The 22,864-nt window shown below is 37.7% G+C and carries 25 protein-coding genes and 1 pseudogene; 8 read left to right on the top strand and 18 right to left on the bottom strand.

All coding sequences use genetic code 11. The annotated features are described in order from the left end of the window. Positions 1-252: 252 nt before the first annotated feature. Both G587_RS0108545 and G587_RS0108540 read left to right on the top strand, forming a co-directional pair. A complete protein-coding gene (locus tag G587_RS0108545) occupies positions 253-1,431 on the top strand; it encodes a hypothetical protein (protein WP_026491889.1) in 1,179 nt (392 codons plus the stop codon). Positions 1,432-1,473: 42 nt separating this feature from the next. After that, positions 1,474-2,502 carry a leucine-rich repeat protein gene (locus tag G587_RS0108540; protein ID WP_026491888.1) on the top strand — a complete coding sequence of 343 codons (1,029 nt, stop codon included), beginning with the start codon at positions 1,474-1,476 and terminating at the stop codon, positions 2,500-2,502. A gap of 191 nt (positions 2,503-2,693) precedes the next feature. Here G587_RS0108540 and G587_RS0108535 read toward each other — a convergent pair whose 3' ends face one another. Both G587_RS0108535 and G587_RS0108530 read right to left on the bottom strand, forming a co-directional pair. Continuing rightward, positions 2,694-3,560: a YitT family protein gene (locus G587_RS0108535; RefSeq protein ID WP_026491887.1), complete on the bottom strand. Its 867-nt coding sequence runs from the start codon at positions 3,558-3,560 to the stop codon at positions 2,694-2,696. 23 nt (positions 3,561-3,583) lie between these two features. Further along, complete coding sequence (locus tag G587_RS0108530; RefSeq protein ID WP_207637465.1) at positions 3,584-4,201, bottom strand: TetR/AcrR family transcriptional regulator; 618 nt, start codon at positions 4,199-4,201, stop codon at positions 3,584-3,586. A gap of 54 nt (positions 4,202-4,255) precedes the next feature. On the opposite strand from G587_RS0108530, the gene G587_RS0108525 reads away from it, so the two are divergent. Next, the gene (locus G587_RS0108525; RefSeq protein ID WP_081673363.1) at positions 4,256-5,281 is read left to right on the top strand and encodes a sugar phosphate isomerase/epimerase family protein; all 1,026 of its coding nucleotides are present in this window, start codon (positions 4,256-4,258) and stop codon (positions 5,279-5,281) included. Positions 5,282-5,381: 100 nt separating this feature from the next. Here the strand turns inward: G587_RS0108525 and G587_RS0108520 are convergent, their stop codons facing one another. The 4 genes from G587_RS0108520 to G587_RS25420 are packed head-to-tail and all read right to left on the bottom strand — an operon-like array spanning position 5,382 to position 6,506. Further along, positions 5,382-5,681, bottom strand: a complete 300-nt coding sequence (locus G587_RS0108520) for a hypothetical protein (protein ID WP_026491884.1) — start codon at positions 5,679-5,681, stop codon at positions 5,382-5,384. Next, positions 5,678-5,851 (bottom strand): hypothetical protein, encoded by a 174-nt coding sequence (locus G587_RS25425; RefSeq protein WP_155829464.1) that lies wholly within the window; start codon positions 5,849-5,851, stop codon positions 5,678-5,680. Before G587_RS25425 ends, G587_RS0108520 begins: the two co-directional genes overlap by 4 nt. Next, positions 5,848-6,327: a cupin domain-containing protein gene (locus G587_RS22035; RefSeq protein ID WP_051200909.1), complete on the bottom strand. Its 480-nt coding sequence runs from the start codon at positions 6,325-6,327 to the stop codon at positions 5,848-5,850. Before G587_RS22035 ends, G587_RS25425 begins: the two co-directional genes overlap by 4 nt. Before the next feature lie 38 nt (positions 6,328-6,365). Then, entirely contained in the window at positions 6,366-6,506 is a 141-nt protein-coding gene (locus G587_RS25420) for a hypothetical protein (protein WP_155829463.1), read from the bottom strand. Positions 6,507-6,690: 184 nt separating this feature from the next. Here G587_RS25420 and G587_RS0108505 point away from each other — a divergent pair, with 184 nt between their 5' ends. Further along, complete coding sequence (locus tag G587_RS0108505; RefSeq protein WP_026490098.1) at positions 6,691-6,900, top strand: helix-turn-helix transcriptional regulator; 210 nt, start codon at positions 6,691-6,693, stop codon at positions 6,898-6,900. Continuing rightward, the gene (locus tag G587_RS0108500; protein ID WP_026491883.1) at positions 6,900-7,379 is read left to right on the top strand and encodes a hypothetical protein; all 480 of its coding nucleotides are present in this window, start codon (positions 6,900-6,902) and stop codon (positions 7,377-7,379) included. The genes G587_RS0108505 and G587_RS0108500 overlap by 1 nt, the downstream gene beginning before the upstream one ends. Before the next feature lie 141 nt (positions 7,380-7,520). Here the strand turns inward: G587_RS0108500 and G587_RS0108495 are convergent, their stop codons facing one another. Then, complete coding sequence (locus tag G587_RS0108495; protein WP_026491882.1) at positions 7,521-9,017, bottom strand: leucine-rich repeat protein; 1,497 nt, start codon at positions 9,015-9,017, stop codon at positions 7,521-7,523. A 48-nt stretch (positions 9,018-9,065) separates the two neighbouring features. Next, positions 9,066-10,766 carry a M3 family oligoendopeptidase gene (locus G587_RS0108490; protein WP_026491881.1) on the bottom strand — a complete coding sequence of 567 codons (1,701 nt, stop codon included), beginning with the start codon at positions 10,764-10,766 and terminating at the stop codon, positions 9,066-9,068. A gap of 163 nt (positions 10,767-10,929) precedes the next feature. On the opposite strand from G587_RS0108490, the pseudogene G587_RS22030 reads away from it, so the two are divergent. Continuing rightward, positions 10,930-11,964 (top strand): annotated as a pseudogene (locus G587_RS22030) (AAA family ATPase); the annotation flags it as partial. Continuing rightward, positions 11,961-12,296 (top strand): RloB family protein, encoded by a 336-nt coding sequence (locus G587_RS22025; RefSeq protein WP_081679376.1) that lies wholly within the window; start codon positions 11,961-11,963, stop codon positions 12,294-12,296. The pseudogene G587_RS22030 and the gene G587_RS22025, both read left to right, overlap by 4 nt. 47 nt (positions 12,297-12,343) lie before the next feature. On the opposite strand, the gene G587_RS0108475 is transcribed toward G587_RS22025, so the two are convergent. The 3 genes from G587_RS0108475 to G587_RS25840 all read right to left on the bottom strand — a co-directional run bounded on the left by G587_RS0108475 (position 12,344) and on the right by G587_RS25840 (position 13,554). Continuing rightward, on the bottom strand, positions 12,344-12,805 hold the full coding sequence (locus tag G587_RS0108475) for a GNAT family N-acetyltransferase (RefSeq protein WP_026491880.1): 462 nt from the start codon (positions 12,803-12,805) through the stop codon (positions 12,344-12,346). A gap of 14 nt (positions 12,806-12,819) precedes the next feature. Beyond that, positions 12,820-13,272, bottom strand: coding sequence for a DUF3795 domain-containing protein (locus tag G587_RS26610; RefSeq protein WP_081673361.1), 453 nt, complete (start codon positions 13,270-13,272; stop codon positions 12,820-12,822). A 105-nt stretch (positions 13,273-13,377) separates the two neighbouring features. After that, positions 13,378-13,554: a DUF6609 family protein gene (locus tag G587_RS25840; protein WP_196812542.1), complete on the bottom strand. Its 177-nt coding sequence runs from the start codon at positions 13,552-13,554 to the stop codon at positions 13,378-13,380. Between the two features lie 358 nt (positions 13,555-13,912). On the opposite strand from G587_RS25840, the gene G587_RS25415 reads away from it, so the two are divergent. Next, on the top strand, positions 13,913-14,077 hold the full coding sequence (locus tag G587_RS25415) for a hypothetical protein (protein WP_155829462.1): 165 nt from the start codon (positions 13,913-13,915) through the stop codon (positions 14,075-14,077). A gap of 202 nt (positions 14,078-14,279) precedes the next feature. On the opposite strand, the gene G587_RS0108460 is transcribed toward G587_RS25415, so the two are convergent. From G587_RS0108460 to G587_RS0108430, 7 genes are all read right to left on the bottom strand, one after another. Further along, entirely contained in the window at positions 14,280-15,371 is a 1,092-nt protein-coding gene (locus G587_RS0108460) for a glycoside hydrolase family 2 TIM barrel-domain containing protein (protein ID WP_026491879.1), read from the bottom strand. Then, the gene (locus G587_RS0108455) at positions 15,368-16,195 is read right to left on the bottom strand and encodes an alpha/beta hydrolase (RefSeq protein ID WP_026491878.1); all 828 of its coding nucleotides are present in this window, start codon (positions 16,193-16,195) and stop codon (positions 15,368-15,370) included. The genes G587_RS0108460 and G587_RS0108455 overlap by 4 nt, the downstream gene beginning before the upstream one ends. 13 nt (positions 16,196-16,208) lie before the next feature. Next, positions 16,209-17,045 carry a carbohydrate ABC transporter permease gene (locus G587_RS0108450; protein ID WP_026491877.1) on the bottom strand — a complete coding sequence of 279 codons (837 nt, stop codon included), beginning with the start codon at positions 17,043-17,045 and terminating at the stop codon, positions 16,209-16,211. Further along, positions 17,045-17,767, bottom strand: coding sequence for a carbohydrate ABC transporter permease (locus G587_RS0108445; RefSeq protein ID WP_196812541.1), 723 nt, complete (start codon positions 17,765-17,767; stop codon positions 17,045-17,047). The genes G587_RS0108450 and G587_RS0108445 overlap by 1 nt, the downstream gene beginning before the upstream one ends. A gap of 216 nt (positions 17,768-17,983) precedes the next feature. After that, complete coding sequence (locus G587_RS0108440; protein ID WP_026491875.1) at positions 17,984-19,348, bottom strand: ABC transporter substrate-binding protein; 1,365 nt, start codon at positions 19,346-19,348, stop codon at positions 17,984-17,986. A 147-nt stretch (positions 19,349-19,495) separates the two neighbouring features. After that, complete coding sequence (locus G587_RS0108435) at positions 19,496-21,109, bottom strand: response regulator transcription factor (RefSeq protein ID WP_026491874.1); 1,614 nt, start codon at positions 21,107-21,109, stop codon at positions 19,496-19,498. 21 nt (positions 21,110-21,130) lie between these two features. Next, positions 21,131-22,834 carry a cache domain-containing sensor histidine kinase gene (locus G587_RS0108430; protein ID WP_026491873.1) on the bottom strand — a complete coding sequence of 568 codons (1,704 nt, stop codon included), beginning with the start codon at positions 22,832-22,834 and terminating at the stop codon, positions 21,131-21,133. Positions 22,835-22,864 lie beyond the last annotated feature (30 nt).

Below are 22,864 nucleotides of genomic sequence, written 5' to 3'. Positions count from 1 at the left end.
GGCTTTTTACAATTTGTAACTTTAAGAATTAAAGATAAACAGACATTTTTGTAAAAAGCACAAAAAAAGAAAGCCCATAATTTTGAGCTTTCTCTTAAATTTCTATTTTACATTTTTATGTTAATCTAACAGCTTTCATGTATATAGAATAGCAAATAAAAATCCTCGATATTATTACTTTCTTACCGCTAATATCCGCGTATTTGTGGTATTATTTATTGGTATGAAAAATTTTTATTGGAGGGAAAACACATGGGGAAAAATTTCAAACAAGTACTTCAGAAAAATCTAAAAAGACTGATTGCGTGTACTATTGCAGCAGCCATCTCACTATCATTACCAACAGGTAAAATAGATGGCACCGGAAAGGTATCCGCCAAGGACGGAGTTTATTCAACACTTCCGACTGACGGAAAATGGGTAAACGGCCACGTTCCGGAAAGCACAAAGGATTACTACAAGGTTGTTTTAAATTCAGCCGGATTTTTAACAGTCACATATCAGTCTCTTACAATCAGGCAGTCTTCCTACTATATCACCAGCTATGATAATACAAAAATGTACAGCGATATCGGAGTGACAGGCGCATCAAAGAACAATCCTAAAACTCATACCACCACGCTTGCACTGGAGAAGGGTACCTACTGGGTTAAGGTTGCAGGATGGTTCGACAATAATCCCGGAGATTATCGCCTTAAGGTCAACTTTGTTCCTGCTGAAAATAACGAAGCTGAACCGAATAATAAATTCGAAGCAGCCATGAATCTCCAGGAAAAAGCGCTTGTTACAGGCTTCTTTTCAGTTGATGACGCATTAGATTTTTATAAGTTTAATGCCTCTAAGGATATGACGATCAGAGTTACCTTCACAACAAAAATTGCAAACTCAGAATTTTCAGTATGGGATTCAACCCCCAACTGCATTCGCGAAGTAAGCATGCTCTCCGCATCTGAAGCTGCGCCAAGAACCACAACAGCTGATGTCGCTGTAAAGGCCGGCGTGAATTATATCAAGATAATGCCCTGCTGCTGGACAGATCAGGAGGGAAAAGGTCATCATCATACCGGAAGATATCAGGTAAAATGGGAAGAGGTACCTTCATCAAACGGAACCTCAGCAAAGACTGTTGATAGTGCCGCTCCGTCTTCTGCAAATGTTAAAAAGATTGGAAAGCTCAAGGCGAACTCTTTAGGAAACAAAAAGGTTGCTATCAGCTGGAAAAAACAGACTGAAGCTTCAGGCTATGAAATTCAGATTTCCACAAATAAGAAGTTTTCAAAGAATCTGGTTACCAAAACCGTGAAAGCCGGAAAGCATAATTACAAACTTAAATTCAACAAAACCGGCAAGGCTTATATCAGAGTACGAGCTCTTGATAGCAACGGCCTCTCCGGTGATTGGAGTAAAGTAAAGATAGTCATTGTGAAATGATGATATGGAAATCTTATTAAAATTCAGGGAGGAACTCATATAATGAAAAAGTTTTGGGGAGAAAAAGTACGCCGTGTAACAGGCCTTATTACATGTACTGCCTTAATTCTCTCAATCATGCTCGGGATAAATCCCATTACCGCAAGGGCAGCTGCAAAAAAATGGAATATTGACTTAAGTAATGGAAAAACAGCCCATGTTACAAATGGCGGGATAAATGAACTTGCATCAAGACCCAAATCTGATATTGAAGCTGTAATGCTGCTCTATATCATGATGCTCAATGATAAAGATCATTCAAATAGCGATTTTGGAAATGCAGAAAGCATAACTACTGTTCTTTCGACTGATCCCTATCAGGGTCTTACTATTACACGCAGTAATAAAGACTTTACCTTCCGTGCTGCTGAGAATTCTATAGGAACCGGAGAGTACTCTATTACAAGGCAAGCAATTATTGATTATTTCCGTAATAGACCGAATCATAATGATGAATCGGCAACTGAATTTGGTGATAAGATCATGTATGCCTTTGGACTGGTAGTCGATGGAAAAGGAATTACAGATGATACCGAATTGATAGTCTCAGTTAAATATTCTGATGCTCCGGTAAAAACAGAGTGCACTGTTGGTTCAGACCCTGTAGCCAGCTTTGAAGTAGGAACTGAGATTGAAAATAACGGAATCAAATATCGTATCATAGATAAAGCAGGCAATCTTAGTGCCATCGCCCTTACAGCTCAGTCGAAGATCGTTGAAATACCTGATTCGGTAGTAATTGATAAGTATACTCTGAACGTAACCGACATCGCCCAGGGCTTTATGAAGGGAAATAAGAAGACCAAGAGCGTTACTATCGGAAGCAATGTCAATTCAATCGGAAAACAGGCCTTCTACAAATGCAAAAAGCTCAAGAAGGTAAAAATCAAATCTACAAACATCACATCTATCGGCAAGAAAGCCTTTGGCAAAAATGCAAAGGGCTTTACCCTGAAGATGCCTAAGAACTACAAAAAGGCTTACAAAAAACTACTTAAAAAAGCAGGTATTAAGACTGTAAATACAAAATAATAATTACTGTCATGATGCTATTACACCTATAATCTAATTTGTTCGCGGCTTGACGCAACCCATACCTAAACAGTCTTCCCGCACACCAATCTATTTTGGTAAAACAAACCCCACCGGATGAACTTAGTTCTCGAATCCTCTTCTACTGTTCATCCGGTTTAGTTGTTTTATTCCTCTGCTTTGAACACTCTTCAATCATAAAAAATCCTTTCCGGCATGGATTTTGAGCGATACTGCATATCACTAACCTTATAAACTGTTATAAAGGCCTGGGGATCAACTCTATCTATAAAAGCCATGAGCTTTTGGAATTCGCTTTTATCAACTATAGTAATGATTTCGTTGTGTTCCTGCATGCGATAAGCGCCAATGACTTTATATATACTTGCCCCACTGTGAAGCTCATTAAGTATATAGTCACGGATATCCTTTTCAAACGGGGAAACAATGCAGACTCTTCGTTTAAGCTTCTGATCAAAAATGAAATGATCCAGAATCATACCATTAAAATATGTTCCCAGAATGCTCAGTATCAATGTCTTAGTATCGTATACAAGGATAGACGATACAGCAACGCATAACCCGGCAGCTGACATGGCTTTTCCAAGTTCAATTCTCAGATACTTGTTAATGATTTTAGCTACAATGTCCAATCCCCCTGATGAAGCATTTCTGTTAAAGAGAATGGCAATACCAATACTTACAAAGAATATGTAACAGAGTACATCAAGAGTGGCATCCCCTGTAAAAGATACAAAATCTGGAAAGCATTTTTCAAAAGTTCCAATCACCACTGGCAGTAAAATCGATGTATAAACCGTCTTATATCCAAACTCTGCTCCACAGGTGATGAATCCGATTATCAAAAGAAATACATTCAATATCATTGTTATCATCGATACTGGCAATGGTATAAAGTTCTTCAATACAATTGCCAGTCCGGAAATACTGCTGACCGATGCATGACTTGGCATGAGAAAAAAGAAGACCGCCGCTCCTATTATTATTGTGGCTAGTGTCAGAATCAATATTTCCTTTATCAGTGCTATTTTTTTCATAATAATCAATTTTCCTTTTGTTATCATATTCCGATTACTCTTCCGGATGCATTTAATATTAAACTGCACATTTTCTGACAGCTAAGGCTGCATCCGTCAGATATCCAGTCACTTATCATTTTGACACTTCCGTGTAAAACAAAGGAGGACAGATATTTTTTTTCATATTCTGTGATAGATGAATTACGCATGGATGCCAGCACAAATTTATTAAAATCCGGTAGTAATGAGCTTATATCTGATATAGGATTTAAGTTATCTTTTCCCAGAAATAAGATAAAAAAATCCGCATTGTCTTTTATGAACTGAAGTGCATTTACCAAATCATCAGCTATTTTCCGATCCTCGGCTAAATTCTCCATAACCAGAGCGGTTGTTTTAGATATATATATTGAAGCAATTTCGTTTAACACGTCATATTGACTGCCATAATATTTATAAAAAGTTGTCCTGTTTATGCCGGCTGTCATACATAATTCCTTTATAGTTATCTTTTCTATAGTGATATTTCCAAGCATTTGTATAAGGGAATTTCTTATACGCTCTTTTGTATGTAAAATCTTGGTCTCTCCGGAGGCTGTCATTGATACTCCTTTTCTGAAATCAACAGAAGTTAAATATTTGTCGGTTGAAATCAACACATGATGATTATATTATAAGCAAAAATAAACCGAAAGGAAATATAAGTATCTAAAATGAGAAAGTTAAAGGAAAAAAAGCCGCTGATATTCACCGTCTTAATTGCCGTGTTGTGCATGATTATTGCCTTTTTGATAAGAAATATATATCTAAATGCCACAGCAGGACCTTATGAAGTTACAAGAAAAGAAATAGCTGATTATTTCAGTGCACAGCTTAATACTCAGGAGAATACTGTAAAAAAAGGCGTGCAGCAGATTATGCTCGGTACAGTATCAGATAATTACGACACTACGCTTGACGCTTTGAAACATGTTAAAGCTGCCGGATATGATTATATAGAGATAAATGATTTCATGATAGAAAAATCTCCTTTTATAGTAAAGCTTTTGACAAAATTTGGTGGAATGGACATAGGAAACAGCGGTAATCAGGATTGGCATACGCTTATTTATGAGAGCGGGCTCAAGGTAAGCAGTATGCATTCAAATCTCGGTGCAATAGAAGCAGATCCTGAGAATGTTGCGAATCTTGCAAAAAGCTACGGCACAGACGTAGTTGTTATAACAGGAATGTACAGATTTGATTATAGCGATTTAAACGAGGTTGAGAGTCTGGCAGAGCGGTTAAATACTGCAGGAAAAGCTCTGAAAGAACACGGCGTAAAGCTTTTATATCATAATCACAACTGTGAATTGCAGAAGGTTTCAACGGATAAGACAGCTTATGATGTGATTATAGAAAACACTGACGATGAATATGTGAATTTTGAGCTGGACACATATTGGATGACTGACGGAGGCGCTGACGTCTATCCAATAATAGAAAAGCTCGGCTCACGTCTTAAGTACTGGCACATTAATGACAGAGGAAACACTCAAAAAGGACCATATATGACACCCATCCTTAAAGAAAAGGCCACAGAGCTTGGAAAAGGCAATATGAATCTTAAGGGCCTTTCTGAAGTCATAAAGGAAAAGGGTGTTATGGCAGTTATTTTGGAAACTCACATGAACTGGATTGACAATGATCCGGTAAAGAGTATCGAAGTGAGTTCCGAATTCATGAATAAATATTTTTAAACGTGGTTGAGATGAGGAAGATAATGCTTTGCGCAATGTCTCCTTTGGGCATACTTTGATCGACAATCCGGAATTACTGAGGCATTCATAGCTTCTATTATCATTTCCGCAAAAGAATCATATTTCTTTTGTATGTCATTCCCTGTAAAATTTCCTCATTTGAACTGCATTCCATGACATTCAGTCCTGAATGAAATGTGGAAAAAGACGCGAAGTGCTGATGTGTATCACAGAATGCCGGTATAAGAGAACGCTCCCCTAACTCTATCTTAGTAGAAGCGCTGTATTTTTCAGGAAGACTGTTTCCGACATAAACAATCCTTCCTTCATCCTCGACAAGATATCTAGCTGTTACATCATCCTGATTCACAGTCAGGATGTTCCCCTCATAAACCTTCATAGCCTTCCATCCTCCAGATACTCTATGTTTTTCTCAACTATATCCCTCGGAAAAACTGCACCGTAAAAGGCCTTGTATATCCCCAAAAGCTTTTCCTTGATAAAATCGTGGGCCAGCCGTTCCTGATATATGGTTGTAATTTCAGCGCTTCGACGCTTCCTTAGTTTCATTTGATCATATCCTCTGAATAAGCAAGGTGCTTTATCTTCTCATAATCTGCAGGGCAGATGTCTCTTACCTCATTTTCACCAACAAGCCTAAATCCATCGTAAGTAAACTTAGGCGTTGTGGCACAGGACATGAAACAATAACTGCTTTTATCAAGGTTTTCTGCAGCAAAAATGGCTCCTTTAGGTATTACAGCCATGGCCTTCTGATCTTCCCCAGGTCCAATTACAACTTCAGATACATTTCCATCTATAATCATGGTAATCTTAAGCCCGCAGCCCTCATGGTGGTACCAGATCTCATCACAGTCAATCTGATGAAAATGCGAAATATCCTCTCCTTCAAGCAGAAAATAGATACTTCCCATAAATGACCGGTTTTCATGAGAAAAAGGTGCTGTGTAAACCTCTGCAAAACATCCGCCTTCAGGATGCTTTTCCAAATGGTATTTTTGTTTTAAATACTCTGCTCTTTCCATGACACCTCTTACTTACAGACTAATCTCTGCTGATTTATTCATTGGTCTAACACATCTGCAACTGCTCTTCCAAGCTCACTTTTTATTCGTTCAAGCTCACTGTTTATCTCATTCATTCTGTCTGCATCCTTGTTAAATACATACGAACTAAGAAGTCCCCGATAAACACATTTTATCATAGCTAGGAAAAGTCTTAAACTTTCTTGATTTTTCAAAATGGTATTCTGTGTGGGCTTCCTATTTAATGCTTACGGATGATTTTTGAAAAAAGATAAAAAATAATGCAAAGTTAGCTTGACATAATATGCAAAGTAAACTATACTAAATTTGCAAAGCGAACTTAGCAAGAGTATGGAGGCTGTCATGAAAAACAAAATAAAGGAGTTAAGGAAAGTGAATAAACTTTCGCAATCTGAACTTGCTGATATTGTTGGAACTACGCGTCAGACAATTACCTCTATAGAGGTAGGAAAATATACAGCGTCTCTGATATTAGCGTATAAGATTGCACATCACTTCAATATGAACATTGAGGAAGTATTTGATTTTGAGAGCTTGGAGGAAGAAGACTAATGAATAACAAAAAAATGAATCAGATGAGAGAATCAATTAAAAAACAGAATTTTGCATATGTTGGAATTATACTACTTAGTGCTGCATTGTATTTTGTGTCACAGAGACCAACTATAACTGCAAGGTATGCAACATCTAATTATGCTGATTTCATGCAGGGATTTGTAATAGGAATGGTAATCGTATTGGACATCATAAGTATTTATCATCTTGTAAAGTATTCAAATGCTCTTAAGGATGATAAGAAACTTACACAAATCTATAACGAAATGCATGATGAGCGTATGTGTCATATCGAATCACTATCTGGGAAGTTTACAGTAAAGTTTGCAGCTATTTTCCTATTATTATTTGCAATAGTAGTAAGCTTTTTCAGTTTTGAAGCAGCAATTGCTATTATGGCAGCATTGTTTATACTGGGGATTGCCAAGAAAGTAAGCATGGTACACTATACTAGAACATATACGGGCGAGGAATAAAAAGAAAAGGCTCAAGTTTCTACGAAGCTTGAGTCTTTTCTTTTTGTACTTCATTTGTAAGCAATTATCCTTCGGCTTTTATCTGTTACATCATAAATTGCATAATTCATTCAGCTTATAGACTGTGCTAAAGCATCATAATTACTTTTTGATAGCTCTTAACAGTTTCCTCTTTTTGCTGTCCTTTACGCCTTTAAGCTTGATGACAGCGTTCTTGTTTATTTTCTTGAAAGCACCCTTACCGATTATCAGGGATTTATTAGCCTTAATTGTCACTTTCTTTAGCTTTTTACATTTATAGAAGGCTTTCTTTCCAATAGTAGCAACGTTTGAGCCTATTGTGACTGTCTTTATCTTCTTATTGTTCTTGCAGGCATTATCAGCAATTGCAATAACGGGATAAGTTTTTCCGTAAGCTGTAACGGTGTTTAGAGATGCCTTCTTTTTTGACGCTATCTTAATTGCGATTGCATTGCCGTTTCTATCAATTATGTAGGTGATACCATTAACGGTCACAGTTGACGCTATATTTGCTGTGTCCACAGGTGATTCGTTTACAGAAAAAGTACCGTTCGAATCAGAAGCGTCCTGAGATTTTGGTTTGGAAAAAACAAATTTCAGGGTTCCATAATAAAATCTATAATCTTCTGACAGTTCATTCATCGCATCTTTTTTGGCATCATTAGGCATTACAAACGTCACCTGATCCCTAATTGAGTTGGTAGGCAATACGGATATAGTATTTTTATAGGTACTCGAATCTATTTTATATACAATGTCATAGCTTCCGTTTTTATCCAGGTCCATTTCCATAGAGAGTTCATTAACTATCTTATAGTCGAATTCTGATATCATAGCCAGGTGCGCCACTGTGCTTGACAATGCCAGGTCTTCAACTTCATAAGTACCATTTGTAAGGTCAATCTCAAATGAGCCTTTATTATATATTTTTTCAAGATCAACCGCAGGAAGAGTGACTGTCACAGGCTCTGAATCCGCAAACTTATTGAGATCATCGGATTTCGCTAAAATCTCCAGTGGCTGTTCGTAATCTTTCATATCGACATAAAAATAGGAAAGACTCGTATAGGCGCAAGATTTTGAGTGTTTTTTTGGATTACCAATCCGTATTTCCTTAAAGGTGCTCGCAGATTCCCAGGTTACTTTGTACCTAATGGCAGGAGTTCTACTGTTATCTACTTCTACCTTGATGCCTTCAACTTTGGGCGTTCTTTGGGATAGTGTCTTTGATACTTTTGTAATTTTGCACTCTTTATCAGATTGATATTTTTTCAGCGTGTTATAGTTTTTGGGGCTTGGAGAACATACCACATATAAGGTGATTTTCCCCAAATTATCCAGACTTTCATAGAAAAAAGGAACTGCACTCGGCTTAGCGTTAGCAGGGTATTTCTTTTCTGAACTTTTATAAATTTTCGTATCCCCATTTGTGATAAAAACAGTATAATATCCTTCTGATACTGCCTTGAATGTATAGAATCGGCTATCAAAGCCTACTTCTGTTGGTGCCTTAACACTTGTTGCAGCTTTCGAGTTTATGGACCCGAATCCAAATAAAGCTATCACACACATAAATGATGTGATAAAGAGTAGCAGATTTCCCCAAACTTTTTTCATTTCATAATTCCCCAATCTTTTTTCATTATGTATTATTTCGTTTTTTATTTACGCCATATAGCGCTTTGAAAGCTCCTCAATTACGTGAGCCGTGCTCTTTTCAACTGTTCCGACTTCAAAAGGACTAAGAAGATTACCAATCTTGAGAAGCTCTAAGTATCCTTTTGTTCCACCTGCGCGGCAAAGGCGTAGATAGTCCTCCCAGGCTGCCTTTCTATCCTCTTTCATGCGACCATAGTACTGGAACGCACAAATCTGTGACATAGCATATTCGATGTAGTAGAAAGGATAAAGGAAAATGTGCTGCTTCTGCATCCAGAAACCGCCTGCCTCCAGGAATTCATTTCCATCATAATCGCGCCATGGCATGTACTTCTGCTCTATCTCGTGCCATGTTCTTTTCCAGTCAGCTGCTGTGTACTCAGGATGTGCATAAACCTCATGCTGGAATTTATCAACACTTACCAGATAAGGAATTGTACTGAGCGCATCAAAAAGATGTGAAGTAACATATTTCTCAGTATTATCGCCAAAGAACAGTTCCATCCAGGGATAAGCAAAGTGCTCCATGGACATGGAATGAATCTCATTTATCTCAGCTGTTGAGCCGCGAAGTGCATTCACCTGAATTGATCTCATAGCAAGATATCCCTGGAATGCGTGACCGGCCTCGTGGGTAAGGACATCTACATCTGCCGAAGTTCCGTTGAAATTACTGAAGATGAAGGGAGCCTTGAAAAGGGGCATGGATGTCATGTAGCCTCCCATGCGTTTCCCCGGTCTGGTCTCCAGATCAAAGAGTTCATATTCTTTCATGAAATCAAAGAACTCTCCGGTCTCAGCACTCATCTCTCTGTACATCCTCTGTGCCTTGTCCACAAGCTCCTTTGCGCTTCCGATAGGTGCAGCATTTCCATCAGGGAATTTCAACTCCTCGTCATAGAAATAAAGTTTATCTATGCCAAGTTTTTCCTGCTGCGCCTTGCGTAACTTTGCAACAGCGGGTGTGATTATCTCTCTGACCTGTTCGCGGAATTTTGCTGCATCTTCCTGCTTATAATCAAAGCGGTTCCTATCGATATATGCCATATCAGTATAGCTTTTAAAGCCCATCTTAAGAGCCATTTCGTTGCGGAGTTTTACCATCTCTCCATACTGCGCCTCAAGCTCGGGACTGATTTTTTCATAAAGCGCAGCCCATGCTTCAAAAGCTTCCTTGCGCTCTGCGCGGTCTGTACTCTGCATGTGCTTGAGAAGTCCATAAAAATTGCACTCTTCTCCCCTGAAATCTGTCACCGCACTTGCGGTTGTCTTGGAGTATTCCTGACCAAGCTGCTCAGTGCGTATTGTCTCAGGGATAATCTTTTCATCACTCGTCATCAGTGAAGCATCCATCGTTCTAAGGAGCTGGGCACCAAATTCAGCCTCGAATTCCGGTCTGAATTTAGACTGTGTAAGAGCCTTCTCATAAGCATTGTACTGAGGGATGGTATTGGCAAATTCTTCCTGAAGCCATTTGATCTCTTTGTCGTAAAACTCATCCTTCATATTGATAGTATTGCGGACGTAAGCCAGAGTAGACATTGTCTCATCCGCCTGCTCACGCTCCTGCAGAGCATAGTACGCGTCCCTGACTTCCTCATAGCTCTTGGCATTAAGAACCTTTGCAGTAGCTTCTTCCAGAGCTTTTTTAAGCGCCTCCATATCCGGGCGCTTATATTCGATCTCACTAAATTTAACCGTTTTCACACCTTCTCCTTATATCTTGTTACCTATTAAACTGTTATGTTTACAGGTTGTATTTAACTTATTCATAAATCCTATAAAATAATACTATAAGAAGAGAAAACTTCCCACATTTTTTTGTAAGAGACAGTGCACGGTCTCCAATGCTAAAAGGTGTGGTAAGTCCAACCTGCTCCAGGCTCTATCATGTGTGATTTCCACCATAGTAAAGCCTGTACATGAGTTAGAAAAGAACCGTCAACCGCTCATCCTTCAGCAGAGGGTTGATGCCATCCCATTCTTATTTGACGATGTGTCAGCTGATGAACCGACAGAGTTCAAGCTATTTTTCTTAACAGGAAGCAACCTATACTGCTACTATATTGCCCTAAAGGATGATGAAGTAGTTTCTGAGTCACTGACTCGTAAAGCTGTCACTGCCAAGAAAACTGCCGAGCTTTTTGACCGCGAAATGAATGATATTACCCTCGGATACAGTATCAACAAAAAAAGCATCAACAAAAATGTAAATCCGAAGATGCCCTATCTTTCATTCCTTGCCATCAACTACGATATCCCTGAAATCAGCGAAGTAATGACCTGGTTTGAAAGTTGCATCATCAGAAGCTACGCAAATCCGATGATTGAGCACCAAATCATGCTGGAAAAGTATACAGAAAATAAGAGCCAGTTCATCAGTGCTCTGAATGATATGGATATCGACATTACGGACTATCGCTATGATGAAGACAGTAAACAGCTTTACATGAAGCGCAAGCTTGGAAAAAAGGAATATGAGCTGTCATTCACAGAAGAATCAGATGGAACAAAGAAGCTTATCTCCGCTCTGCCAGTTATCCTACTAGCTCTACGTGAAGGAAGACTTGTCATCATTGACGAGCTTGATGCCAAACTCCACCCGAAGCTTCTGCGTTATGTGATCCTTCTTTTTAAAAATAAAGAGATAAACCGTCACGGTGCTCAGTTGCTTTTCACTTCCCATGATATGTCGACTATGAAAAACTCCATCTTCCGCCGTGATGAAATCTGGTTTGCAGCAGAAAATGAAGCACACGAAAGTGATGTATATTCTTTACATGAAATGAGAAGCGAGGACGGAACACTAATCAAGAATACAGCCTCCTATGACAAGCAATACCTTGAAGGCCGCTACGGCGCAGATCCCTATCTTCAGAACATGCTGGGAGGTGCGTTCAAATGAGTCTGAAACCAGCAAAGAAGAGCGATCAGAGCAAAAGCTGGATGCAGCCAAGACGTGACCGCCATAAGATGATTCAGCCGGAATATCATCTGATTGTTACAGAAGGAACAGAAACAGAGCCACCATATTTTAATGCTATGGGTGCTATAATTAACCGCAACTATCCTGACAGAATCAACATAAAAGTGGAAGGTAAAGGTGATAATACCCTGAGCCTATATAACAAGGCGAAGAATCTTGCAGAGAGATCTGCAAATGTATACCGTCATGTATGGGTAGTATATGATACAGATGATTTTAGATGGACAGTCACTACACAAGCAATACGTTGAAAAAATGATTTCAACTTTCTCATTAAGCTGTACTATCAAATCCAATATTAAAGTAATTCCATGTTGATCGATTTCTCAGTAAACCCACATTCCTTATACATTTCATATGCAGCGTGGTTCATTGCATTTACCTGAAGTTCTATTCCATCAGATCCAGAGCTATCTTTCAACTCTCTTACTTTTTCAAAAAACTGATGTCCAATTCCTCTTCCTCTATATTCCTTGTCAACAGCCATAGTATCAATAAATACCACTTCTCTTGTAACATGGGCAGGGCCTTCAATATGCTTGTATGTTATTTCAAGAACTCCGGCAACTACTCCATCCACATCAGCAACAAAAGCATTTCCACTATTTATCATAAGGTCAAAAACGTCTTCTGATATGAGGTTTTCATTAGATTTATAGATATCAGGTCTCCATGCTACATGCATTTCTTGAACCTGATTCATTATTCTCCTGACAGATTGATAATCCGCTTTTTCTACATTTCTTACCAATATATTCATTATTTTGTTTCCTATTAAGATTTATAATTGCTAAACTTGGAAAATCTCTTAAATGCTTCTTGATGACTAGCAGATTCTTGATAAAACTCTTTCATATCATCGCATGGGAATACATCACATGATGCACAAGAGTCTATTCTTTTTTCTCTGCAGCATTTGACGGGCATGCATTCATCTCCAGCTTTCCATTCTGTGAGCCGGCAAGAAGGGCACTTTCCTTCTGAGAAATCCGGACATTTCGAACAATTTACACCACAATATGCCAATTGCTCACGTAGCTGCTTTACAATTTCAGCCTGTTCCGCCGCAGACAACTCTGAAAGGTATATGCAGTACTCATTTGGATATCCCCCGACAAACTTCATATGCTCCATGCTTATCTGTTTAGGATCTGTAATCCATAGTACCTGTTCTCCCCAGAAATCTTCTATATATTTCAGTCGCTCTCCATTATAGATAATGTCCATGATACTCCTCTATTCTATCTATATCCGCCGGCATAGTAGCTTTTGTTTTTTACTATTCATGAAATTGCCTTAGGTTTTCACGCTGCTTTTTCCTTGAGGCTCCACTTAGATGGTTTTGAAATAAAGAACAGATATGCTCCAGCCATGAACAACAAACCAGAGCAGCAAATGGATTGCTGTTGCCAGAAGCACTCCAAGCCATATTTGTCTCCAATGCCATCCCGGTATAAACGGACCGGCAATAGCGAACATCAGAACAAACAGCACCATTATACTTACCATTGTAACATAGAAAAAGTAGTATTTATCCCACAAATACAGCGAATTGGAGAAGGTTGAAAGATATTAGCGTTTAGGTATTCTGCTAATGACTGGATAGTTTAAGTTGTGTTTGAGGCTGATCAGCCTTCAATATTTAGAGTTTGCTTTTAATTAGAGCCCCTTTTTCTATTGAAGTTAGTGTGCCTGTCAGTGAACTTATTATTCGAAAAAGTGTCCCCAAAAAGAAATAAAAAAACATATGAATTTGCCCTAAAGTAATTATGTGTTGGCATCGATATATTTTCTGTGAGCAACAAGAACATTCAAATGGCCAGAATGAATGAAAGAACATATTTATGATTTTTGGAGGTTTTCACTTATGTATACTTACGAACTCTTTCTTTCAACAAATGTAAATGGCAAGAAAATCCACTTTATCAATACAAATCACAAGGTTGACAAGCTGAATAAATGGCTCAAAAAGCTTGTTAAGGAAAATACGATTACTGAAGACGTTGCAAATGCAGTTGCTTTTGTGTGGTAAATAGAAATTTTATCTTATGTTGATGTAAGGGTCCGGAAGGATCCTTTTTTCATGGCTATTTTAAAGTCATAAAATAGATAAGTGAAAATGGCAAAAAAACAGCCAGAGTGTCTCTGGCTGCTTAAAAAAGGAGAAGAAAAAGGAAATTGTTAAAGACATTTTCATGCCGGGGCTACATTGGTGCGATAGAATTCACTTTTATTCATATATTTTTATTGCATTCCTTAATAGTTTCAATTTCTTCCTGGTCATACGGTCTAAAATCGTCATAAAATATATCATGCATCCACAGTCTTGTATCAATATCCGGAAGTTTCTTAATGAATTCCCATACATAATTAAATTGGGATTTTCCATTTACAAAACCAAAGAAATAACTTCCGATATTGTTTTTCTTCCACAATGGCATATGTGTCTGAATAATGCTTCTATATGGTCTGTGCATCCACTCAGTATTGATCAAGGGCCTCTCATATTTTTCCAATTTCTCTATATATTGCCTTGCATGCTCATAATCCCCATAGAAATGAAACGTTATAATATCAGATAATTCTATGGCTTTTTCCTCGCATTCATGGTAAATACCGGGATTATTCAACCATCCGTAAGGATGATCAGCCCCCGCTCCCCATACATCGGCAGTCAGAGGCTGTGACACATCTTCTTCTCTAAACCATGAAAAGACCTTTTCCATCATTGGAACCGACAATGATAATCTACCTGAATTGCCGATTTCGTTCCAGACATTCCAAATAAGTATCCTCTTGTCATCGCGATACCTTCTGGCAAGTTCACGAACATAGCCTTCCGCCACCACTTCCATCTCGGGTTCATCAATTATATTATATCCTCTAACACCTCCTCCCTGCGTATCATCATCAAACGGCGTAACGCTGCTTCCTCCGAAATATCCGGGCTCCGGTTCCGGTTGTGGCCCCAGTTCAGGTTCTTTATACTGATTTTTAGGGACACAGCAGTCATTAAAAATAACCGGCATCATAGTCATATTATATGAATCCAACAAATCCAATAATTCATCTAAGTTCTTCAAAAAACTCTCATGCTGAACCCGCCAAAGATAAAATGGCAAAAATACTCTCACACTGTTAAAGTTTAGAGATGCTGCAAGTGCAATTTCCTTGGCGGCATCTCTGAATGCATTTTCATGATCATATTCCTGCAACATATAGACTATGCCTTCAATGGCACCACTTGGAATAAAGTTAAATCCACTTATCCAGGGTCTGGCGTTATACCATTCCCATATCTCTGCCTTTGACCATTTACTTTTCATACCTGTTTATCCCCTCTTAATTTCTCATTCAAGAAACTGATTATCTGATCGTAATATTTTTGGCCTACAAAAAAGCCATGTCCCTGCCCTTCTACGGTAACGAAAGCAGCATCATTTCCGGCAGCTTTTAGCGCGTCATAATACCTGCAGGACTCCTCATACGGAACAAGGTCATCGACATCCCCATGAAACAGCAAAAATGGTGGATTTTGCCCCGAAGCATAAGTTATAGGACTCGCTTCCTCCCATTTTTTGCGTCCTTCCTTCAAAGAAACTCCTAAAAAGTCCTCTTCAATTCCGCCCTGTCCGTCCGTGTCTTTTCTCTGAAAAATCAGATCACTTGGACAATAAAATGAAACAACCGCCTGAATGTCTGCTCCTTGTGTATTATTGAAGTTACTTCCGGCCATACATGCGATATAGGCTCCGGCAGATTCTCCCCATAAAGCAATCTTGCTGGAATCAATATTTAGCTCTTTTGCATGTTCCTTGATATAAAGAATAGCCTTCTGACAATCCTCAATGCATGCAGGATATGGCGCATGCTGTAACAACCTATACTCTATGCAGGCGATAAAATATCCCTGCTTGGCAAGTCTGGCGATAGTCTCTTCATGTCTATATGACGAGGTAAGGTTTTCATCACTGAATCCACCTCCATGAATCCAAATAACTACCGGCATATTTCCGTTTCCACTTCTATATATGCATTCCATATACTGCCTTGGATGCTCCCTGCAGTATTGGATTCTTGAAATATAAGACAAGCCTTCTCTACAAAAATCAACTCGCTTAAGGTCATATAAAAAATCATACTCTCCCATTTTTATCCCCTTTTTATGACTTAACTGCTCCGGCAGTCATACCTTCAACGATATACTTCTGAGCAAGAAAATATACAATAACTGTTGGAATCATTGCTATCAAAGCTGCCGCAAATGCCATATTTATCTCATTTGAATACTCTCCAAAGAAATAGAACTGCATCAAAGGTAGTGTTCTTGCTGTTTCCTTTTGGCACATAATCATTGGAAGGAAGAAGTCATTCCATGATGCCAGAAAACATAAAACAATAACAGTCATTGTTATAGGTTTAAGCAGCGGAAATACAATCTTATAAAAAATCTGGAATCTGTTACATCCATCAATACTTGCAGCCTCTTCAAGAGCTATCGGAACACCTTTTATGAATCCTGTATAAAGGAAAACATAATATCCCATATATACTCCAATTTCTGTAAATATCTGCCCCCATATTGTATTTAGTGCATGCATAGATGATATTTCCTTGTAAAGAGGAAACATTATTGTCTGAAAAGGAATAAGTATGACCATCTGAAATACATAAAAGATAAAATTATATACTCTATTATTTTTTCTTATTATGATATATGCACTCATGGAGCAGATAAATACAATGAAGAACACTACAAAAGCAGCTACGATCACGCTATTTTTTACTGAATTAAAATAATTCTTAAGCGCAAAGGCCGATCTGAAGTTTTCCAGATATACAGATGTCGGAAAAGCCAACCTGGTCTTAGCAAATTCTGACTTGGATTTAAATGCATAACAAATTGCGACATAAAACGGTGCAAGGCATATCAGTGAAAATATGCAAAGAACCATAACTCTTGCTGCGGTAGAGACTCTTCTTTTCATTTTCTTATTCATTACATCTCTACCTCCCTCTTTCTAAGTAATCTGGTAATTATATTGGATACGACAATGCAAAATATCAGATATATTACAGCCATAGTCTGACCATATCCAACCTTGTTAAAGGGAAATAGATACTGATATATGTAGAATGCCATGGATTCACTTGCATGCGCAGGTCCCCCACTTGTGGCAATATATGAATAGTCATACATCCTGAATCCACCTGCAATCCATAAAGGAATACAGTATGTGAATGCCGGTGCGATCATTGGAATTGTTATATTCCAGAATTTCTGAAAAAAGTTAGCTCCATCAATTGTTGCAGCCTCATAAAAATCCGATGATACCCCTTTAAGAGCTGCCAGATATATCATCATTGCAAGGCCTATTTCTTTCCAGATAGCCATTGCACAAAGTCCCATCAATACAGTCTTGGCAGAGATTAGCGGGCTGCTCCATCCAAACAGACTAAAGAAATCATTATAGACGTACATCCACATATAGGACACCAGGACAAGACTTACTACAAGGGGTATAAAAATAATACTTTTTATGATATTTACCCCCTTAAATTCGTGCTCAACAAGTAATGCAAGTCCAAGTCCAAGCACATTTATGGCCACCATAGTAACTATTGTAAATATCATTGTGTTTCTGATTGGCAAAATAAGATTTTTATCCGAAAACAGCTTTATATAATTTTTTAATCCAACCGGATTCATAACCTTGCTCATACCATTCCAATCGGTAAATGTATATTTAAATCCGCTAATCAGAGGAATGATTATGATAATAGTAAAAATTATTATTGCCGGAAAAATAAATATAAAATCCAATAATTCCGCTTTAATCTTTCTTATTTGTTTACTCCCCATTTAAAAATCCACCCTTTTTCTCTTTTCGTCCGATATAAAAGGGGAATCAATCCTGATTCCCCTTATACTGATTATTTATCTTGCTGCTGCAAATTCATTATCAAACTGTTCTATGTACTCTTCCGGTGTTCTGTTATCATCCATAGCAAAATCCCTGTTACAGTTTGCATATGCAGTATCAAACTGACCAACGAACGTTGCTATTGATGCCCATGCAGAGCCGGGCTTATTAGCTATCTCATTTGCTATATCTATAGCAGCAGGAGGAAGTGTATCACACTCTACATCTTTAAGAGCACTAAGCTGTGAACAATCACCACACCAGGTTGCATTTGCTTCTTTTGTTGTTGCATACTCGAGGAATAACAGTGCATTTTCCTCATTTGCAGAATCCTTAGCAACCATCCAGCAATCATCTATAGCCACCGGTACAGAAACATCAGCGGCATTTGATTCAGAAGGATAAGCAAATCCACCAAAATTGCCATCAGGATTGTAATCCATAATTGCTCCAAGTCCCCATGTTCCGATGATGATCATTGCAGTCTCGCCATTTGCAAACATCTGCTCTGCAGTGGCTGTATCTACCTGTTTTCTGTCATCATTCTGATAATTGTTCATTATTGTTCGCCACTGTTCCAAAGCCTGTGCATATTCGGGAAAATCAGCAAGAGATGCTCCTTCCATAAGGTCTTTACTACTTGTAGGATGGTTTAAATACTTTGTTCCATAGAAGATTGTGTACCAGTTAGCTCCAAAAGAAATGTTATCCTGATATCCGGCTGCGCAAGGAGTTATGCCGGCAGCCTTGAGTTTTTCACATGTATCTATGAACTCTTCATATGTTGTGGGAACAGAAAGTCCCTGTGCTTCGAAAATGTCCTTATTATAGAAAACAACATTTGCCATCTGATCAAGTGGAATTCCATAAATACCGTTATCGATCGTTACACTCTGCTTTGATGAATCAAGTAGAGCATCTACAAATGGCTGATCACTAAGATCTCTGATAAGTCCTGAGCCAACAAGATCTGAAAAAGTCTTGGGCTGTCCGAAAATAATATCGGGCTGTTCTCCTGTAGAAAATCTTAACTTTACAACATCGGAATAATTATCCATCGGCATAGATTCTGCATTAACTTTTATGTCAGGGTGAGCAGCTTCAAATCCTGCCACAAGATCATCAAAAGCTTTTAATTTTGCAGTTTCTGTCAGATAATGAACAATCGTGATCTCTTTTGTAGCTTCTGTTGTCTCCGCTTTTGCGGTCTCTTCATCGGATACAGCTTCCTCTGACCCTTCAGATACCTCTTCAGTGGCTTTGTCGGAACTGTTATCCGGCTGTGCCTCGGCACTCTCCCCACCTGTCTGGCCGCATCCCGCTAACAGGCTTACAGTCATAGCCGAGCAGCACAAAATACTAATTAGTTTCTTTTTCATATCATCCCTCCTGTTTATGAAATATATCAATTACATATATGATGTTAATCTGCTTTTAAATGATAATAAATTCCATAATCTAATCAGTTTATATAAAATAAAGATGCTAAGATTTTAACAAAACATATCAAAATCTTAGCATCTGTTTTATATACTGTCTTTTGAAAAATAATCCGTTGGAGATATCCCGGTCTCTTTCTTAAACAGCTGATAGAAATATGCATAATTGCTAAACCCGGTCAATTCAGCGATTTCATAAACTTTTAGCTTACCTTCTTTTAATAAAATAATTGCCTGCTTTATCCGAATCTTGTTCAGTATATTTGTAAATGTTTCACTCATTTCTTTTTTCAAAATTCTGCATATGTGTATCGATGAAATATCAACAGCATCAGCCACATCCTGCAAAGTGATTTTCTCCATGTAGTGACTGTTTAGATAATCCAATACATGAATTACATTAGGTGAATACATTGTCTTCTCTTTAGCCTTAATAAAACTAATATATGACCTTACATATTCAACACAATATTCATATACTTCCTTAATACTTCTGGCTTCTGTGATATCCCTGCTTATCTCATTTATTGATTTCATAAAAGAATAATCATAATCAAAATGGTTTGCGGAGCATACACTGTTAACCATGATGCAGGCATGTATGAACAATGTTTTTACGTATTCAGTATCATAATAATCCGATGTAATAATCTGTTCATATACCCTATCAAGAGAATCATACGCTGCCTCCGGTTCGTTCTTCAGGCAACCGTAAAAATGGTCTATTTCAGATATCAGATTATGATCATTAGAAAAACTTTTACTCTCAAAAAAATCATGATGAATTATGTTTTTGTTTTCTACGAAAAACCTTGTATTAAAAGTCAGCTCAGCCTCTTCGTATGCTTTGCATATATCAGAAATCTGTTTGTGAAAGCTACTGATACAAATAATTATATCGTCACTTTCCCTGATTACCATGTCGCGAATGCAGTTGGCCAAATAAATAGAATGCGTATCATATTCTTTATTTAAAAGTACCCCTTTATGAAGTACCAGGACAATTATTGTCTTGTCCATAATTGCATAGACCAACCTTGTCTGCTGGTCTATTATTCGTTTCAATGCCTTTTTTGAAACCTCAACAAACATGTTCAGGTCAGAATTGTCATCCATCCTGCTTATCTGAAAAATGAAAAAGCCCGAGTAGCTACCGTAATTTTCATGAATCAGTTCATCTAATTCAACTGCAGACTTGTTATATCCGCTCACTGAGTCCAAAAGAAGGTTCTTCATATATTTTAAAGAAGCTTCCTGTTTCTCTTTTAGCAGCTCCTCTTTCTTTTCCTGCAGTGTAGATATTGCCTCTTTTCTTTCATGTATGAAAACAAGTTCCCTTTGTATCTTCCTGATTACATCTACTACTTCCTGTGATTCAACAGGTTTAAGCAGATAATCACTCACACCCAAATGAATGCATTCCTTAACATAATCAAATTCATCATACCCGGTAATTATGACTGTTCTGCATAATATCCCTTTTTCCTTTATCTTTTTAGTTATCTCAATTCCGGAAAATCCGGGCATGCGAATATCCAAAAATGCCATGTCAGGCTGTAATAACAATATGTCCTTTAAAGCTTTATCGCCGTCTCCCGCTTCACCAACTATTTCGCAATCATATTCCTCCCAAGGAAAACTTTTTACTAATGATTGCTTAAACAGTTCATTATCATCTGCTATATATACCCTATATTTCATACTTTTTCCCACCAAAAGACACTAAATATGATATGGCATTCTCAGAACAACATTTGTACCTTCCTCCAAAGTGCTTTCGATATCTATGCCATATTCATCTCCATATAAAATCTGTAACCTTCTCTTTACGCTATTTAACCCTATGTGATACTTCTCATAATCTCTTGAATTGTTTAGAATCTCCGACAAAGTTTCTTCGGACATACCATTTCCATTATCTGAGATTTTTATAATAAGATTATTACCCTCCCGACTCCCTATTATGCAAAGAAATCCGTCCCTGAGTTTTTCTTCCAAACCGTATTTTATGGAATTCTCCACTATAGGCTGCAAAATAAGCTTCGGAACAAGCGCATCTTTTACTGTATCATCTACTTCAATTACCCAGTCAATTCTGTCGCCCATTATCATATTTTGCAATGACAGATACTGTTCAATATAAGTCGTCTCATCCAAAAGTGTTATTTCCTGATTTTCTCCATATATGGATGTTCTTAAAATCCTTGCAAGCTTTGTGATACATTTAGATATCTCATCCTCACCATGCAATTTTGCTATTGAATTTATACTTTCCAGCGTATTATATAAAAAATGCGGATTCATCTGTGCTACAAGAGCATTTAGTTCAGACCGTTCAGTAAGGACTGTGCTCTCAGCAAGCTTATTTATATAATTATTAAGCTCTCTGTTCATCTCATTAAATTTCTCACAGAGAATTGTTGTTTCATCATTAGCACGCGGGATTATATCTTCTGCTTTCTCCCCAATCTTTATGCGCTCAAAATTTTTTATTATTGACGTAATATTGCCAGTCATAGTAGCAGATAAACCATATGTTATCATGCCCATTATTATTATTATGGCGACTTCAACCAACATAAATGTTCTCATGAATTCATGAATAGCACTGTCCAGAACATCACCGGCAATAAATGTCGCAAGCGTCCATGATTTTGATTTAATCTTCGCCTCAGTAACATAATAATCTTTTACTGTAGTTCCTGAATTAGGAACGTATGCCTTTGCTACGTTTATAAAACCCTTTCCACATGTAAGAAGATTATTTTCCTTATCATAAATAACAATATTATTATTTAGATCCTTTTCGATACTTGCACACTGGTCAATTAAGTATTCTTTTCCAACCTCTACGCACAATATTCCCTTATATTTACAATCCTCGGGGTCTAATACTGTTTTGACCATATATAATGTATCTGCTTCCTCATCCAAGGCCAGCCATATTGTTTTCCCTTTATGTGAGATCAGTTCATCCTTGTTTTCTTTAATGTATCTGTATATATCGAAGGATTTGAAATCTTCTAAGCTTAATCCATTTTTGTCATAGTAAAATGAACATCCAAAAGGATCATATAAATATAACGAATGCGTCGGTAAATGGACTGAATCGAGCATAACGCCAAGCCCTTTTAACCTATGGCTTACGTCATGTTTTGATGCCAGGTCTATATTGTCCTGATAGGAAAAAATATTGCTATCTTTTAAGACATAAACTACTCTCTCTTCAAGCGTTTGCAGATTTTTTGACATATTTTCCGCCATCTGCTCTGTCATCTGCTTACTGTATGAGATAACCTGTTTTGTCATTCTTTTCCCTACAAAATAGTATACCGTAGCAGATACTACACAAATTAGCAAAAGCTGTACAATAACATATGAAATAAACACTTTAGCTCTAATCGATAAATACTTCGCTTGTCCCATTCAGGGTCTGCCTCCGTAATTTTTTCCATA

This window comes from Butyrivibrio sp. XPD2002, assembly GCF_000423945.1.
GTDB lineage: Bacteria > Bacillota > Clostridia > Lachnospirales > Lachnospiraceae > Butyrivibrio.
The sequence above is the reverse complement of the archived record's forward strand: the minus strand, read 5'-3'. Positions and strand labels throughout refer to the sequence as shown.

Bases quoted from the DNA above. Each gene is read 5' to 3' on its own strand.
- G587_RS0108545 (WP_026491889.1), top strand. From the start codon at position 253: ATGGGGAAAAATTTCAAACAAGTACTTCAGAAAAATCTAAAAAGACTG.
- G587_RS0108540 (WP_026491888.1), top strand. From the start codon at position 1,474: ATGAAAAAGTTTTGGGGAGAAAAAGTACGCCGTGTAACAGGCCTTATT.
- G587_RS0108535 (WP_026491887.1), bottom strand. From the start codon at position 3,560: ATGAAAAAAATAGCACTGATAAAGGAAATATTGATTCTGACACTAGCC.
- G587_RS0108525 (WP_081673363.1), top strand. From the start codon at position 4,256: ATGAGAAAGTTAAAGGAAAAAAAGCCGCTGATATTCACCGTCTTAATT.
- G587_RS0108520 (WP_026491884.1), bottom strand. From the start codon at position 5,681: ATGAAGGTTTATGAGGGGAACATCCTGACTGTGAATCAGGATGATGTA.
- G587_RS25425 (WP_155829464.1), bottom strand. From the start codon at position 5,851: ATGAAACTAAGGAAGCGTCGAAGCGCTGAAATTACAACCATATATCAG.
- G587_RS22035 (WP_051200909.1), bottom strand. From the start codon at position 6,327: ATGGAAAGAGCAGAGTATTTAAAACAAAAATACCATTTGGAAAAGCAT.
- G587_RS25420 (WP_155829463.1), bottom strand. From the start codon at position 6,506: ATGATAAAATGTGTTTATCGGGGACTTCTTAGTTCGTATGTATTTAAC.
- G587_RS0108505 (WP_026490098.1), top strand. From the start codon at position 6,691: ATGAAAAACAAAATAAAGGAGTTAAGGAAAGTGAATAAACTTTCGCAA.
- G587_RS0108500 (WP_026491883.1), top strand. From the start codon at position 6,900: ATGAATAACAAAAAAATGAATCAGATGAGAGAATCAATTAAAAAACAG.
- G587_RS0108495 (WP_026491882.1), bottom strand. From the start codon at position 9,017: ATGAAAAAAGTTTGGGGAAATCTGCTACTCTTTATCACATCATTTATG.
- G587_RS22025 (WP_081679376.1), top strand. From the start codon at position 11,961: ATGAGTCTGAAACCAGCAAAGAAGAGCGATCAGAGCAAAAGCTGGATG.
- G587_RS0108475 (WP_026491880.1), bottom strand. From the start codon at position 12,805: ATGAATATATTGGTAAGAAATGTAGAAAAAGCGGATTATCAATCTGTC.
- G587_RS26610 (WP_081673361.1), bottom strand. From the start codon at position 13,272: ATGGACATTATCTATAATGGAGAGCGACTGAAATATATAGAAGATTTC.
- G587_RS25840 (WP_196812542.1), bottom strand. From the start codon at position 13,554: ATGGTAAGTATAATGGTGCTGTTTGTTCTGATGTTCGCTATTGCCGGT.
- G587_RS25415 (WP_155829462.1), top strand. From the start codon at position 13,913: ATGTATACTTACGAACTCTTTCTTTCAACAAATGTAAATGGCAAGAAA.
- G587_RS0108460 (WP_026491879.1), bottom strand. From the start codon at position 15,371: ATGAAAAGTAAATGGTCAAAGGCAGAGATATGGGAATGGTATAACGCC.
- G587_RS0108455 (WP_026491878.1), bottom strand. From the start codon at position 16,195: ATGGGAGAGTATGATTTTTTATATGACCTTAAGCGAGTTGATTTTTGT.
- G587_RS0108450 (WP_026491877.1), bottom strand. From the start codon at position 17,045: ATGAATAAGAAAATGAAAAGAAGAGTCTCTACCGCAGCAAGAGTTATG.
- G587_RS0108445 (WP_196812541.1), bottom strand. From the start codon at position 17,767: ATGAGCAAGGTTATGAATCCGGTTGGATTAAAAAATTATATAAAGCTG.
- G587_RS0108440 (WP_026491875.1), bottom strand. From the start codon at position 19,348: ATGAAAAAGAAACTAATTAGTATTTTGTGCTGCTCGGCTATGACTGTA.
- G587_RS0108435 (WP_026491874.1), bottom strand. From the start codon at position 21,109: ATGAAATATAGGGTATATATAGCAGATGATAATGAACTGTTTAAGCAA.
- G587_RS0108430 (WP_026491873.1), bottom strand. From the start codon at position 22,834: ATGGGACAAGCGAAGTATTTATCGATTAGAGCTAAAGTGTTTATTTCA.